Genomic DNA, 13,802 nt, shown 5'->3' with positions numbered 1-13,802 from the left:
GAAGAGGTACTCTGTGCGCATAACAGAACGCTATCGTTTGAGAGTTGAGAGGCGGAGGTATCTGCTGCGGGCTCTCCGAAAGGGACGCGTTCTGCGAAACATTGCGAACCGCACGCGCAAGATCCGCCCCACCGACATCCTGTTGTTCTGCACCCTTCGCAACGAAAATGTCCGCCTGCCATACTTTCTGGAATATTACCGGCAGATGGGCGTCGATCATTTCTTTTTCGTCGACAACGACAGCACCGACGGGTCACGGGAATACCTGTCAGCGCAGCCAGATTGCAGCGTCTGGCACACCGATGCGAGCTATCGCAGATCGCGCTTCGGCATGGACTGGATCACCCGGTTGCAACTGGCCCACGCCCATGGGCATTGGTCCCTGGTCGTCGATCCGGATGAATTCTTTGTCTTCCCGTTCTGTGACACGCGGCCCCTGTCGGCGCTGACGGACTGGCTGGACGACAGTTCCATCCGCAGCTTTTCCGCCATGTTGCTGGACATGTATCCCAAGGGTCCGCTGGATGCGCAGCCTTATCGGTCGGGTCAGAACCCGATTGAGATCGCGTCGTGGTTCGACAGCGGCAATTACACGATCCGGCGCAACAGGGTCTACAACAACCTCTGGATCCAGGGGGGGCCCCGGGCGCGGGTGTTCTTCGCTGACCGGCCAGAGGTCGCGCCGGCGCTGAACAAGATTCCACTGGTGAAATGGGACCGCGCCTTTGCCTATGTCAGTTCCACCCATATGCTGTTGCCCAGGGGCCTGAACCTTGTCTTTGACGAATGGGGGGGAGAAAAGGCCAGCGGCGTTCTTCTGCATACCAAGTTTCTCGACACGTTTTCCGCCAAGGCAAAAGAGGAACTGCATCGGCGTCAGCATTATGGTGCCAGCCGGGAATACATCGCCTATCATGAACATATGGAAGGGGAGCCCGAGCTATGGAGCAAATGGTCCGAGAAATACATCAACTGGCGACAGTTGGAGATCCTCGGCCTGATGTCGAAGGGCAACTGGGCATGAGAGACGGGGTAAAGGGCAGGTGACCATCGGGATCGTCATGCTGGTGCATACCGCCCTGGACCGCGCCGAACAGGTGGCGCGGCACTGGAGCGCGGCCGGCTGTCCGGTGGTGATCCATTGCGACCGAAAGGTGCCCCGGCCCGCTTATGAGGCCCTTTGCCAATCCCTGTCCGACCTGCCCGGGATCCGCTTTGCCACGCGGCATCGCTGCGACTGGGGCGGCTGGGGCATCGTGGCGGCGACCCAGACCGCCTGCGAGATCCTGTTGCGGGAAAATCCCGACATCCGCCATGTCTACCTGGCCTCGGGCGCCTGTCTGCCGCTGCGTCCCGTGCAGGAGCTTGTCGACTACCTTGCCGAACGGCCGCGCACCGATTTCATCGAAAGCGCCACCACCGCGGATGTTCCCTGGACGGTCGGCGGGCTGGATGTCGAACGGTTCACTCTTCGCTTCCCGTTCTCCTGGAAATCCAGCCGTGGCGCCTTTGATGCCTACGTCAAGCTGCAGCGCCTGGTGAAATTCCGCCGCAACATCCCCTTTGGCCTGGTGCCGCATATGGGCAGCCAGTGGTGGTGCCTGTCGCGCCGCACCCTGGAGGCAATCCTGCATGACCCGAAGCGTCCGGTCTATGACCGCTATTTCCGCAAGGTCTGGATCCCGGACGAAAGCTATTTCCAATCCCTGGCCCGCATCCATTCGATCCATGTCGAAAGCCGGTCCCTGACCCTGTCGAAGTTCGACTTTCAGGGAAAGCCCTATATTTTCTACGACGACCACCTGCAGCTTCTGCGGCGTTCCGACTGCTTTGTCGCGCGCAAGATCTGGTGCAAGGCCGACCGGGTCTACGACACCTTCCTGAATGACGCCGAAGGCGCCATGAACCGGACCGAGCCCAATCCGGGCAAGATCGACCGTATCTTTTCCAAGGCGGTCGAGCGTCGAACCCGAGGCCGTACTGGCCTTTACATGCAAAGCCGGTTCCCCAATGCGGGCTGGGAAAACGGGCTGACCGGCGCAAAATATTCCGTCTTTCAGGGCTTTTCCGAACTTTTCGAGGATTTCGAGCCCTGGCTGACGCGGATCGCCGGCTGCCGGGTGCACGGGCATCTTTTCGGGCCCGGCGATGCCCGGTTTGCCGATGACCAATACACGATCAGCGGGGCGCTGACCGCCGCGGCCGGTCTTCGGGACTACGCCCCGCGTGACTTCCTGACCAACCTCAACTGGAACACGCGCGGCGAACGCCAATGTTTCCAGTTCTCGCCACGTGCAAACCAGGACGTGACCTGGGACATGGCGCGGGACACCAACGCTCAGATCACCGTGATCTCGGGCGCCTGGGCGGTGCCGCTGTTTCAGGCGGGAGGCGATTTTGCCAAGATCCGCCGCGAAGCCGCGCGCCTTCAGAAGATCGAAAACACCTTTCTCGCGGTCTTGCGATCCTCTCATGCCAAGGCGCGAACCAAGATCTGGACCATGGCGGAGTTTGTCGAAGCCCCTGCCGAACCCCTGCAGATGGCCATCGACGAGATCGGCAACCGCTCGGGGCGCCGCCTGTCCGAAATGCCCCGGATGGTGGACCTGAAGGGGTTCGGGCAGTTCCTGCAGAACCTCAAGAACCAGGGAATGCACCCCTATCTGATGGGTGATTTCCCAACCCAGCCGATCGTGCCGCCCGTCATCGAAAAGATCCGCAAGCCCTATCTCATTCAGAAGTAAGATCCGATGCAAGATTTTGACTACTTTACCGTCTTCGCCGAGATGCGAACCGGATCGAATTTTCTCGAAGCCAACCTGAACGCGCTGAAGGATGTCTTCTGCCGGGGGGAGGCCTTCAATCCGCATTTCATCGGCTATCCCAACCGCGACGATTGCCTTGGGGTGGACAAGGTAACGCGGGACGGCGACCCGGCACTGCTGCTGGGGGCGCTGCGGGCGGCTCCGGGGGTGAACGGGTTCCGCTATTTCCACGATCATGACGCGCGGGTCTTCGACATGGTGGTGCCGGACCGGCGCTGTGCAAAGGTGGTGCTGACGCGCAACCCGCTGGACAGCTACATCAGCTGGAAGATCGCCCGCGCCACGGATCAATGGAAGTTGACCGATGTGCGCCGTCGCCGGTCCGAACCGGCGGTCTTCGATGCCGCGGAATTCTCGGTCTTCCTGTCCAGGTTGCAGGCCTTCCAGCTGCGCCTGACCGGGGCCTTGCAACGCAGCGGGCAGACTGCTTTTTACCTTGCATACGAGGATCTTCAGGACCTTGAGGTGATGAACGGCCTCGCGGCGTTTCTGGGGACCGGATCGCGTCTGTCGGCGCTTGATCAAAGCCTCAAGATCCAGAACCCGGGCCCGCTGAACCAGAAGGTCGCCAATTTCGACGAGATGCAGAAGGCCATCGCGGATCTCGATCCGTTCAACCTGACCCGCACGCCGAATTTCGAACCCCGACGCGGCCCGCAGGTGCCGTCTTTCGTCGCCGCGCCGGATCTGCCCCTGCTTTACATGCCGATGCGCGGTGGCCCCGAGGCCGAAGTCACGGATTGGCTGGCCCAACGCAGCGGCGGTGCGGGCAGCCTGCTGCGCGACTTTACCCAGAAGGACCTGCGCAAGTGGAAGCGTCAGCGACCGGGGCACCGCAGCTTTACTGTCCTGCGCCATCCTTACGCGCGGGCCCATGCAGTCTTTTGCGACAAGATCCTCGGCACCGGGCCAGGCAGCTATTCCGAGATCCGCAAGATCCTGCGCCAGCGTTACAAGCTGCCCTTGCCACAACCGAACGACCCCGCGCCCAGCCTGACCGAACATCGCGCGCTGTTCGCCGGTTTCCTTGATTTCCTGTCGGCCAATCTGGCCGGTCAGACCGAAGTCCGCGTCGATGCCTGCTGGGCCACGCAAAGCGCGGTTCTGGAAGGAATGGCGAAGTTCACCCTGCCGGATCACCTGATCCGCGAAGACGAAATGACAACCGCCTTGCCAGCCCTGGCGCGATCACTGGGCGGTTCTGACCATGCCCCCACCCAGGCGCGGCCAGATCAGCCGTTTTCCCTGGCCGAGGTCCATGAACCGGCGCTGGAGGCCAGGGCGGGGGATGTCTATCAGCGCGACTACATGTTGTTCGGGTTCCCGAAGTGGAAGCCGCGCAAGGGTGCCGCCCATTGAAAAAGGGGCCCCGAAAGGCCCCCTGATCCATCCCTTGCGAGATCGCCGCGTCTCAGGCGGCTTTCATGTCCTGCTCCGAGATCAGGATCGCATGCAGCGTGGCCGCATCCGCATTGGCGCGCAGCTTCTTGCACAGCAGGCTGTCGCGCAGGGTGCGCGAGACCAGGGCCAGTGCCTTCAGATGTTCGACGCCAGCCTCCTCGGGGGCGAAAAGCGCGAAGACGATATCCACCGGCTGCCGGTCGACCGAGTCGAAATCGACCGGTTTTTCAAGCCGCAGGAAGATGCCGGACACCTCGTCGATCCCGGCAAGCCGGGCATGGGGCAGGGCGACGCCATGGCCGACACCTGTCGGTCCAAGGCTCTCCCGCTCCAGAAGGGCCTCGACGACGTGCTCCTGGTCCAGGTGATAGGCCGAATGCGCAAGGTCGCCGACATCCTGCAAGAGACGTTTCTTGCTGGAGGCCGACGAGATCACCTTGATCGCATCGGGCTTTAGAATCTGTGACAGTTTCATACCGTTCTCGACTGCTCTTCGATTGGGTCTATTCAGTTCCTTGGATCTATCCAGCCGATGTTTCCGTCATCCCGACGATAGACGACGTTGACCCCATCCTTGCCTTCGTTGCGGAAGACAAGCACCGGCGCACCGGCCAGTTCCATATGCATGACGGCCTCTCCGACCGAAAGCGACGGGATCTGAGTTTCCATCTCTGCAACGATAACGGGCTGCAGCGTCTCGGGTTCCGATTCTTCGCCTTCCTGATCCGAGGCGAGGATATAGGAGGAAGCCCCCAGAAGTTCAACCTGCTCCACCCGTGTTTTATGGTGATCCTTCAACCGGCGCTTGTATCGGCGCAGCTGCTTTTCCATCTTGGCGCAGCAACTGTCGAAGGCGGCGTAGATTTCAGGGGCGCGGGCCTTGGCCTGGGCGGTCAGCCCGGTCGACAGATGCACCGTCGCTTCGCAGATGAATTCATGCGCGGCCTTCGAAAAGGTCACGTTCGCATCTGTCGGACGATTGGCATATTTGCCCACCGCCGTATCGAGCGAATCCTTCACGTGCTCCTGCAGGGCATCTCCGATGTCGATCTGTTTTCCGGCAATCTGGTAGAGCATTCCGTCTCCTTTCATGACAATTCGGGCGTCTTCCGGCGGTGTGACCACCGGTACGTCAGGTCCGAATGCTGCGGAAGTACGACAGGAACGCGCCATCTCTGACCTCAAAACCGCCGCAGCGGTGAGAGAGAGCTTCAACAAGGTGGCGCGAAACTGTCATGGCTTCATTTGATCGGGAATCGACCCGTTCTGTCAACGGATTACGCATTCACGACCTCGGGGGGCTGAACCCGGCCTACGGTCGGCGAATTGATGCTTTCGCCTGCGATCTCAAAGGGATGGACCCGGCGGAAACGCCGGTTTCAAGACCGGTTGCTGCGTTAAATGAGCGCAATCCAAGCGATATGGCCAAGGGCGATCAGCTGATCCTGAAACTATCACCCAGGTAGACGCGGCGGACGTTGTCGTTTTCCACGACTTCTTCGGGGGTGCCCGACATCAGCACCGTTCCGTCATGCAGGATATAGGCGCGGTCGACGATGGCCAGCGTCTCGCGCACGTTGTGGTCGGTGATCAGCACTCCGATCCCGCGCTTCTTCAGGTCCGCGACCAGGTGCCGGATATCGGCGACCGAGATCGGATCGACCCCGGCAAAGGGTTCGTCCAGCAGCAGGTACTTGGGGTCGGCGGCCAGGCAACGGGCGATCTCGACCCGGCGGCGTTCGCCTCCGGACAGCGCCATGGCAGGGGCGCGGCGCAGGTGTTCGATGGAAAATTCCGACAGCAGCTCTTCCAGCCGTTCACGACGCTTGTGGCGGTCCGAATGGGTGATGTCGAGGATCGCGGCAATATTGTCTTCGACGTTGAGACCACGGAAAATCGACATTTCCTGCGGCAAATAGCCGATGCCCAGCTTGGCGCGACGATACATCGGCAGGCCGGTCACATCATTGCCGTCCAGCCTGACGCGCCCGCCTTCGGGCAGGATCAGCCCGGCGATGGCATAGAAAGTCGTCGTCTTGCCGGACCCGTTCGGCCCCAGCAGCGCCACGACTTCGCCCCGATCAAGGGTCATCGACACGTCGCGGATCACCACGCGCTTCTTGTAGGCCTTGCGCAGGCCTTCGATCTGCAACCCGTGCGTGGTTTCGGTTACCGCAAGTTTCCCAGCCTTTGCCATGGTCTCCTTTGCCATGACCCTAGTTCTTGCCCTGCTGTTGCAGGACGGTGCGCACATTGCCTTCCAGTCGCGCGGTCCCGGAAGCCAGATCGACATTCATCTTCTGTGATGTGACGACCGAGGCGCCGCGCAGCAACATGACATTGCCCTGCATCAGGATGATGCCGCCATGCACGTTGTAATCGGCGGTCTCGGCTTCGGCGCTGTCCTCGCCGCTGACCAGCAGGACCTGACCGGAGGCGCGCAGGGTGTCGATCGCCTCGCCATCGGCATCGTAGAAGACCTGCACCTGATCGGCAGAAAGGCGCATCTCGTTCTGGGCGATGCGCACGTTGCCCTCGAAGACCGCAGAGCCATCCTGCTGATCGACCGACAGGTTGTCGGAATTGACCTCGATCGGGGCCGAGGGGTCGCCGCTGGCGCCAAAGCCCATTTCGGTCTGCGCCGTGGCGGGCAACGTGCCGGCCAGCATCAACGCCCCGGCGACCAGCAGGCCAGGGATCCGGGATGCGAAAGGTCGCGCGCTTGCGGAAATCTCTGTCACGGTCTCTCCTTGCCTTGGTCGTCTGACGTTGCGGGGGCGGTCCCGTTTTCGGAACCCTCCGCCACCGCAGGGTCAGGATCGTATATCAGGTCGATACCCTCGCTGAAAACAATATAGGCACTGTTTTCCGCCGCGCCCGAGGTCAGGTTCATGCGGCCCGCGGTAAACCGCCCAAGCGGCCCTTCGCCGGAAATGTGGCCTTCGGATTCTGCGCGGATCTGCGTCAGTCCCGATGTCAGTGCCTCGGTTTCGATCAGGTAGCCGGTCGAGGTCCGGATCGTGACGCCGCCGGTCAGAAGCGCGGTATCGGCATTGCGGTCGATCTCGCCCTCGTCGGCACGAAAGCTGATTTGCTGGCCCGAGACCAGGTCGATGGTCGCGGTCAGGCTCTCGGCGCCGGCCTGCTGTTCGCCCTTCGGCGTGGCGCTTTCGGCGACAAAGGCGATCAGGTCGCCCTGTTCCGTGGCCCCGGCAAAGCTGGGCGACATGATACGTTCGCTGCGCGCGGCGTCCTTCAGGTCGATGGTGGTAAAGGGAATGGTCGAAACCGGGTCGCTGTTGCCCGACAGCAGGAAGAGCGTCGAGAGAACCCCCACCGCCGAAAGCGGCAGCACCACCTTGAGAGCCGAGACAAGGCGGGACAGGGATCGTTCGCTCAGCGCCATGACCCGTCTCAGCTATGGGCGAATATGTCGATCTCCGGCCATCCGGCCAGGTCGAGCCTGGCGCGCATGGGCAGGAAATCGAAACAGGCGCTGGCGATCTCGGTCCGGCCTTCGCGGGCCAGGCGCGCATCCAGCGCATCGCGCAGCCGATGCAGGTACAGCACGTCGCTGGCGGCATATTCCAACTGCGCCTCGCTCAGGGTTTCGGCGCCCCAATCGCTCATCTGCTGCTGCTTGGACAGGTCGACGCCGATCAACTCCTGGGTCAGGTTCTTCAACCCGTGGCGATCCGTATAGGTGCGCACCAGACGGCTGGCGATCTTGGTGCAATAGACCGGCGCGGCCAGGGTGCCGAAGGCATGGTACATCGCGGCGATGTCGAAACGCCCGAAATGGAACAGCTTCAGCACCTCGGGATCGCCCAGCATCCGGCACAGGTTCGGCGCCTCGGTCTGTCCCTTGGCAACCTGCACGATATGGGAATGCCCGTCACCGCCCGACATCTGCACCACGCAAAGCCGGTCGCGCATCGGGTTCAGCCCCATGGTCTCGCAATCGATGGCGACAACCGGGCCAAGGTCGAGCCCGTTGGGCAGGTCGTTCTGATAAAGATGGTTGGTCACGTCGGCGTTTCCCTGAAATCCTGTCTCTGGATTAGAGCCTCCCTGCTCGGGATGCAAACACCACGATGGTTCAGGCCCGCGCGTCCCGCTTCAACCTGTCGAAAATACGCCTTGGGAAGGCGACTTGCCGCTTGGGGGCAGCGCCCCCCTTCGGCGTCCTCTCGCCCGAACATACCCCCGCAAGGACGCCTGTGCGATTGACCCGGCACAAGGCTTCGTGAAATCTGCGCACATTCCCCGGGATCCTGTCGCCACCGATCCGCCTTCCGCACATGCGAGGACCATATGCACCCGCTCAAGGGCATCCTGCTTAAACTCGTCGCGGTGAGCTGCTTCATCGTCATGTCCTCGCTCATCAAGGCCTCGACCCCGCATGTGCCGGCGGGCGAGGCCGTGTTCTTCCGCTCTTTCTGTTCGCTGCCGATCATCGTCGGCTGGCTGGCGGCGCGGGGGGACCTGTCCACGGGGATGCGGGTGGCCAACCCGATGGCCCATGTCTGGCGTGGCTTCATCGGGACCACTTCGATGGGCTGCGGCTTCGCGGCGCTGGCCTTTCTGCCGCTACCCGAGGTCACGGCGCTTGGCTATACGATGCCGCTGCTGGTGGTGGTCTTCGCGGCGATGTTCCTTGGCGAAAAGGTCGGCATCTTCCGCATCGGTGCCGTGGTTCTGGGGCTGTGCGGCGTGATGGTCGTGCTGGAACCCCGCGTCACCACCCTTGGCGGCGACATGGTGGAGATCACCCAGGCCGCCGGCGCCCTTCTGGTGCTGTTCGGGGCAACCTGCGGGGCGCTGGCGCAGGTCCATATCCGCAACATGGTGAAGACCGAACAGACCTCGGCCATCGTCTTCTGGTTCTCGATCACCGCCACGGCGATGTCCCTGCTGACCATCCCCTTCGGCTGGGTGATGCCGACCCCCTTCGAGGCCACTGCGCTGATCTGTGCAGGTCTTGTCGGTGGGGTCGGTCAGATTTTCCTGACCTCGTCCTATCGCTTTGCCGATGCCAGCCTTGTGGCGCCCTTCGACTATGCCTCGATGCTGTTCGCGCTGCTGATCGGCTATTTCGCCTTTGGCGAGGTGCCGACCGCGCAGATGCTGATCGGGGCGGCGATCATCATTGCCGCCGGGGTCATCATCCTGATCCGGGAACGTCAGCTTGGCCTGCAACGCGCCAAGGCGCAGCAATCCAAGACCCCCTGATCAGCGATCCAGCAGCCGCGCCGAGGCATATTCCGCCATCAGGAAGGCGCGCCGGAACCGCCCGAGGGGGAACCGCGGCGGCGGCGCGGCAAAGGCCTTGGGCAGCAGGGCGCGGGTCGGCTGGCCAAGCGCCAGATCCGCCAGCATCGCGCCGCAATAGCTGGCCATCGCGACGCCGTTGCCATGATAGCCGAAGCCGGCAAAAACCCCGTCCATCCCCGGCACCGGCCCGCAATAGGGCGTAAGGGACGCGGTCAGGCAGACCATGCCCGACCAGTGATGCGGCGTTTCCACATGGCTCCAGGCCGGGAAGGCGGCGTCGAAATCCGCGCGCACCCTTGCGGCGACCCTGGCTTCGTTCCGGGGCGAGGACAGCAGCGCGCCGCGTTGGCCGAAAACCATCCGCCCATCCGGGGTCAGATGGAAATAATGCAGCATCCGCCGGTCTTCATAGCTCATCTGCCGCGAGGTGTAACTTTGCGCCTCAAGCTCGGTCTGCGTCATCCGCCGGGTCGTCAGGACCGAGCTTTGGGCGGGCAGGAAGCGCCCGCGCAGCCAGGGCAGCAGGGTCTCGGCGGTATAGCCGTTGGTGGCGAAGATGACGCGCTCCGCCTCGATTTCCGCATCCGGGGTGCGCAGCAGGTGACGCTTGCCGGTATGGCTGACGGACAGCACGGGGCTGCCGCCATGGATCACGGCCCCGGCATGTTCCGCTGCCTGTACCAGCCCGGCCAGGTATTTGCGCGGATGCAGCGCAAAACCGAGCGGCATATGCATCGCCCCGTGCCAGAGCGGCGAATACAGCCCTTCGGCGGCGAGGTCGGCGCGTTCGATCAGGCGGACCTCGGCGTTGAAATCCCGCGACAGGGCGGGGGCCTTGCGGCGCAGGGCCTCCATCGCGCGGGGGGAATGGGCCATGACGGTTTCGCCCTGGGAATGGCGGTCGACGTCGATGCCGAACCGCCCGATCAGGGCCTCGACATGGGCGATGGCGGCGGCTTCGGCACGGTGGACCTCTCCGGGGCCGTCCTTGCCGAACTTGCGCAGTTGGGCGTCACTGGCCCGGTGCGAGCCGAGGCAACAGAAACCGCCATTGCGCCCCGAGGCCCCGAAGCCGGGAAATTCCGCATCCAGCAGCGTGACCTCGGCCCTGGATTCCGCCAGTGCCAGCGCGGCGTTCAGCCCGGTATAGCCGCCGCCCACCACCGCGATGCGGGTCGTGATCCGGCCGCGTGCCGGGGGATGGGCCAGCGCCGCCTCGGGGATGGCCTCGGCCCAGTAGCAACTGTCGATGGGCGCGCGGGAATAGGTGTAATCGCCGTAGATCCGGCGCGGGTTCTGGGAAGAAGGGGTCACGGGAGGGGGCTTTCAGTACCGGGGTCTCAGCTGTGGAAGGCGTCGCGTTCTTCCTGCTGCTGGCGGACCGTAGCGCGTTTGGACATGATCGAAAAGATTACCACGCCGAAGGCCACGATGCCGATCATGATCGTCGACAGGGCGTTGATCTCGGGCGAGACGCCAAGCCGCACCGCCGAGAAGATCTTCATCGGCAGGGTGGTCGAAGACGGCCCCGCAGCGAAGGAAGAGATCACCAGGTCGTCCAGCGACAGGGTGAAGGCCAGCAGCCAGCCCGAAATGACGGCGGGCGCGATGATCGGCAGGGTCACCAGCCGGAACGCCTGCCAGGACGAGCAGCCGAGATCGCGCGCGGCCTCTTCCAGCGAGATGTCGAAGGAGCCCAGGCGCGAGGACACCACCACCGAGACATAGCACATGCAGAAGGTCGTATGGGCCAGCACGATGGTGAAGATCCCGCGATCGACGCTGAGGCCGATGAACAACAGCAGCAGCGACAGGCCGGTGATCACGTCGGGCATGACAAGCGGCGCATAGATCATGCCGGAAAACAGCGTGCGCCCGGCAAAGCGCCCCAGCCGCACCAGCATGAAGGCCGCCATGGTGCCCAGCACCGTGGCGATGGTCGAGGAAATCACCGCCACGCGCAGGGTGACCAGCGCGGCATCCAGAAAGGCTTCGTTGCGCAGCAGCTCTCCGTACCATTTGGTCGAGAAGCCGGCCCAGACGGTCACCAGTTTGGAGGCGTTGAAGCTGTAGATGACGAGGATCAGCATCGGCAGGTAGAGGAAGGCGAGGCCCAGGGTCAGGGAGACCAGGTTGAAGCCGGACATGCGTCGCATTATTGGTCGGCCTCCCGCTGTTTCTGTTCATTGCGCTGGAACAGGATGATCGGGATGATCAGGATCGCCAGCAGGACCACGGCCACCGCCGAGGCGACGGGCCAGTCGCGGTTGTTGAAGAATTCCTCCCACAGGACCTTGCCGATCATCAGGGTCTGCGACCCCCCGAGCAGCGAGGGGATGACGAATTCGCCGAGCGCCGGGATGAAGACCAGGAAGCAGCCGGCGATGATACCGGGTTTGGACAGCGGCACGGTCACGCGCCAGAAGGCCGAGGTGCGGGTGCAGCCGAGGTCTTCGGCGGCTTCCAGAAGCGAGCCGTCCAGCTTTTCCAGGGTCGAATAGACCGGCAGGATCATGAAGGGCAGGTAGGTATAGACGATGCCGATATAGACGGCGATTTCCGTATTCATGATCTGCAGAGGCTGGTCGATCACCCCGAGCCAGAGCAGGAAGGAATTGAGCAGCCCGTTGTTCGACAGGATGCCCATCCAGGAATAGACGCGGATCAGGAAAGAGGTCCAGAATGGCAGGATCACCAGCATCATCAGCGTCGGGCGCCATTCCCGGCTGGCCGAGGCCATGGCGTAGGCCATGGGGAACCCGATCGCCAGGGTGAAGACCGTCGACAGGAAGGCGATGCGCAACGAGGACAGGTAGGCGCGCCAGTAGAGGTCATCCGTGGTCAGGAAGACGAAGTTCTCGAAGTCGAGTTCGCTGAAGAAGTCCCTGATCCCGCTCCAGCCCGCCGACAGATCGAACTGCGGGAAATAGGGCGGCCGGGCCAGGGCGACATCCGAGAGCGAGATCTTGACGACGATCAGGAAGGGCACGAGGAACAGCGCCAGCAGCCAGAGATAGGGCAGGGCGATCAGGGTCAGGCGGCGCATGGAATCCTCCTGTGGTCGGTGGGGGCGCTGCCCCCGTCCCGCGGGGCGGGACTCCCCCGGGATATTTCGGACAGGGAAACGGATCTGGGTTGGTGCGGGATCATCAGCGTTCGAGCACGATGGCGGCGGTATCGGTCCAGGACAGCCAGACCTTGTCTTCCCAGGTGAAGGCGCGCCGACCGATGCGGCGGGTATTGGTGGCCGAGGCCTTGATCACATGGCCGGTCGGCAACTTCACATGGTAGGTCGAGATATTGCCGAGGTAGCCGATATCGAGGATCTCGCCCTGCAGGCGGTTGGCGGTATCGGGTTCCTCGGCCGAGATGGTGATCTTTTCCGGGCGGATGGCGAGGAAGCAGGTCTGGTCCTTTTGCAGCAGCGCGGTGGTCGAGGCGACGAGGGGCGAGGCGCCTTCGGCCCAGTCGAGCAGCACCTTGTCGCCGGTCTGGGAGGCGCGGCCTTCGATGATGTTCACATCGCCGATGAAATCGGCCACGTAGACCGAACTGGGGGTTTCGTAGATCCGGTCCGGGGTGGCGACCTGCACCAGCTTGCCTTCGTCCATCACGGCAACGCGGGAGGCGACGGTCATCGCCTCTTCCTGATCGTGGGTGACGATGACGAAGGTGGTGCCGGTCTTTTCCTGGATGTCCATCAGTTCGAACTGGGTTTCCTCGCGCAGCTTCTTGTCGAGCGCGCCGAGCGGTTCGTCGAGCAGCAGCAGTTTCGGCGCCTTGGCGAGGCTGCGGGCAAGCGCGACGCGCTGGCGCTGGCCGCCGGAAAGCTGGTGCGGCTTGCGGCGGGCGAACTTGTCGAGACGGGTCAGGCGGATCATGTCGGCGACGCGGGTTTCGATGGTCGCCTTGTCGGCGCCTTCGCGCTTCAGCCCGAAGGCGATGTTTTCCCAGACCGAGAGATGGGGGAACAGCGCGTAGCTTTGGAACATCATGTTGACCGGGCGCTTGTTGGGCGGAGTCGCGACGATGTCTTCACCGCCCAGCAGTATCTGGCCGGAGGTCGGGGCTTCGAACCCGGCGAGCATACGCATCAACGTGGTCTTGCCACAGCCCGAGGGGCCGAGGAGGGCAAAGAATTCGCGCGCGAAGATGTCGAGATCGAGATTGGCGATCGCCGTGAAATCACCGAACTTCTTGGTGACGTTCCTGAACTGGATCAGGGGCTTTTCGCCGGGATCTTCCCAGGGGGCGAAGACGGTCTGCTGCATGAAAAGGTCCGGCTTTCAACAGGTTGAGCCC

The 13,802-nt window shown here is 63.0% G+C and carries 14 protein-coding genes; 4 read left to right on the top strand and 10 right to left on the bottom strand.

Annotation, left to right across the window (positions count from 1 at the left end; genetic code table 11):
- The first annotated feature begins 13 nt into the window (after positions 1-13).
- The 3 genes from PSAL_RS13295 to PSAL_RS13285 are packed head-to-tail and all read left to right on the top strand — an operon-like array spanning position 14 to position 4,184.
- Positions 14-1,024, top strand: a complete 1,011-nt coding sequence (locus tag PSAL_RS13295) for a glycosyltransferase family 2 protein (protein WP_119841106.1) — start codon at positions 14-16, stop codon at positions 1,022-1,024.
- A 19-nt stretch (positions 1,025-1,043) separates the two neighbouring features.
- Positions 1,044-2,744 carry a DUF5927 domain-containing protein gene (locus PSAL_RS13290; protein WP_119841105.1) on the top strand — a complete coding sequence of 567 codons (1,701 nt, stop codon included), beginning with the start codon at positions 1,044-1,046 and terminating at the stop codon, positions 2,742-2,744.
- Positions 2,745-2,750: 6 nt separating this feature from the next.
- Positions 2,751-4,184: a nodulation protein NodH gene (locus tag PSAL_RS13285; RefSeq protein WP_119841104.1), complete on the top strand. Its 1,434-nt coding sequence runs from the start codon at positions 2,751-2,753 to the stop codon at positions 4,182-4,184.
- 52 nt (positions 4,185-4,236) lie between these two features.
- Here PSAL_RS13285 and PSAL_RS13280 read toward each other — a convergent pair whose 3' ends face one another.
- The 6 genes from PSAL_RS13280 to PSAL_RS13255 form a co-directional block, all read right to left on the bottom strand.
- On the bottom strand, positions 4,237-4,701 hold the full coding sequence (locus PSAL_RS13280) for a PTS sugar transporter subunit IIA (RefSeq protein WP_119841103.1): 465 nt from the start codon (positions 4,699-4,701) through the stop codon (positions 4,237-4,239).
- Positions 4,702-4,733: 32 nt separating this feature from the next.
- Complete coding sequence (gene hpf, locus PSAL_RS13275; protein WP_119841102.1) at positions 4,734-5,303, bottom strand: ribosome hibernation-promoting factor, HPF/YfiA family; 570 nt, start codon at positions 5,301-5,303, stop codon at positions 4,734-4,736.
- 358 nt (positions 5,304-5,661) lie between these two features.
- Positions 5,662-6,423, bottom strand: coding sequence for an LPS export ABC transporter ATP-binding protein (lptB, locus tag PSAL_RS13270; RefSeq protein ID WP_119841208.1), 762 nt, complete (start codon positions 6,421-6,423; stop codon positions 5,662-5,664).
- A 19-nt stretch (positions 6,424-6,442) separates the two neighbouring features.
- The gene (locus PSAL_RS13265; protein ID WP_231388518.1) at positions 6,443-6,967 is read right to left on the bottom strand and encodes an LptA/OstA family protein; all 525 of its coding nucleotides are present in this window, start codon (positions 6,965-6,967) and stop codon (positions 6,443-6,445) included.
- Positions 6,964-7,632 carry a hypothetical protein gene (locus PSAL_RS13260; protein ID WP_119841101.1) on the bottom strand — a complete coding sequence of 223 codons (669 nt, stop codon included), beginning with the start codon at positions 7,630-7,632 and terminating at the stop codon, positions 6,964-6,966. Before PSAL_RS13260 ends, PSAL_RS13265 begins: the two co-directional genes overlap by 4 nt.
- An 8-nt stretch (positions 7,633-7,640) precedes the next feature.
- Entirely contained in the window at positions 7,641-8,255 is a 615-nt protein-coding gene (locus PSAL_RS13255; protein ID WP_119841100.1) for a ribonuclease D, read from the bottom strand.
- A gap of 285 nt (positions 8,256-8,540) precedes the next feature.
- On the opposite strand from PSAL_RS13255, the gene PSAL_RS13250 reads away from it, so the two are divergent.
- Positions 8,541-9,458 carry a DMT family transporter gene (locus tag PSAL_RS13250; protein WP_119841099.1) on the top strand — a complete coding sequence of 306 codons (918 nt, stop codon included), beginning with the start codon at positions 8,541-8,543 and terminating at the stop codon, positions 9,456-9,458.
- Here the strand turns inward: PSAL_RS13250 and PSAL_RS13245 are convergent, their stop codons facing one another.
- The 4 genes from PSAL_RS13245 to PSAL_RS13230 all read right to left on the bottom strand — a co-directional run bounded on the left by PSAL_RS13245 (position 9,459) and on the right by PSAL_RS13230 (position 13,771).
- Positions 9,459-10,814, bottom strand: a complete 1,356-nt coding sequence (locus tag PSAL_RS13245) for an NAD(P)/FAD-dependent oxidoreductase (protein WP_119841098.1) — start codon at positions 10,812-10,814, stop codon at positions 9,459-9,461. It abuts the gene before it with no gap.
- A gap of 26 nt (positions 10,815-10,840) precedes the next feature.
- The gene (locus PSAL_RS13240) at positions 10,841-11,656 is read right to left on the bottom strand and encodes an ABC transporter permease (protein ID WP_119841097.1); all 816 of its coding nucleotides are present in this window, start codon (positions 11,654-11,656) and stop codon (positions 10,841-10,843) included.
- Entirely contained in the window at positions 11,656-12,546 is an 891-nt protein-coding gene (locus tag PSAL_RS13235; protein ID WP_119841096.1) for an ABC transporter permease subunit, read from the bottom strand. The genes PSAL_RS13240 and PSAL_RS13235 overlap by 1 nt, the downstream gene beginning before the upstream one ends.
- A gap of 103 nt (positions 12,547-12,649) precedes the next feature.
- Positions 12,650-13,771, bottom strand: a complete 1,122-nt coding sequence (locus tag PSAL_RS13230) for an ABC transporter ATP-binding protein (protein ID WP_119841095.1) — start codon at positions 13,769-13,771, stop codon at positions 12,650-12,652.
- Between the last annotated feature and the right edge of the window lie 31 nt (positions 13,772-13,802).

The organism is Pseudooceanicola algae (assembly GCF_003590145.2).
GTDB classification, from domain to species: Bacteria; Pseudomonadota; Alphaproteobacteria; order Rhodobacterales; family Rhodobacteraceae; genus Pseudooceanicola; species Pseudooceanicola algae.
The sequence above is the reverse complement of the archived record's forward strand: the minus strand, read 5'-3'. Positions and strand labels throughout refer to the sequence as shown.

Bases quoted from the DNA above. Each gene is read 5' to 3' on its own strand.
- PSAL_RS13240 (WP_119841097.1), bottom strand. From the start codon at position 11,656: ATGCGACGCATGTCCGGCTTCAACCTGGTCTCCCTGACCCTGGGCCTC.
- hpf (WP_119841102.1), bottom strand. From the start codon at position 5,303: ATGCTCTACCAGATTGCCGGAAAACAGATCGACATCGGAGATGCCCTG.
- PSAL_RS13280 (WP_119841103.1), bottom strand. From the start codon at position 4,701: ATGAAACTGTCACAGATTCTAAAGCCCGATGCGATCAAGGTGATCTCG.
- PSAL_RS13235 (WP_119841096.1), bottom strand. From the start codon at position 12,546: ATGCGCCGCCTGACCCTGATCGCCCTGCCCTATCTCTGGCTGCTGGCG.
- PSAL_RS13260 (WP_119841101.1), bottom strand. From the start codon at position 7,632: ATGGCGCTGAGCGAACGATCCCTGTCCCGCCTTGTCTCGGCTCTCAAG.
- PSAL_RS13285 (WP_119841104.1), top strand. From the start codon at position 2,751: ATGCAAGATTTTGACTACTTTACCGTCTTCGCCGAGATGCGAACCGGA.
- PSAL_RS13250 (WP_119841099.1), top strand. From the start codon at position 8,541: ATGCACCCGCTCAAGGGCATCCTGCTTAAACTCGTCGCGGTGAGCTGC.
- lptB (WP_119841208.1), bottom strand. From the start codon at position 6,423: ATGGCAAAGGCTGGGAAACTTGCGGTAACCGAAACCACGCACGGGTTG.
- PSAL_RS13230 (WP_119841095.1), bottom strand. From the start codon at position 13,771: ATGCAGCAGACCGTCTTCGCCCCCTGGGAAGATCCCGGCGAAAAGCCC.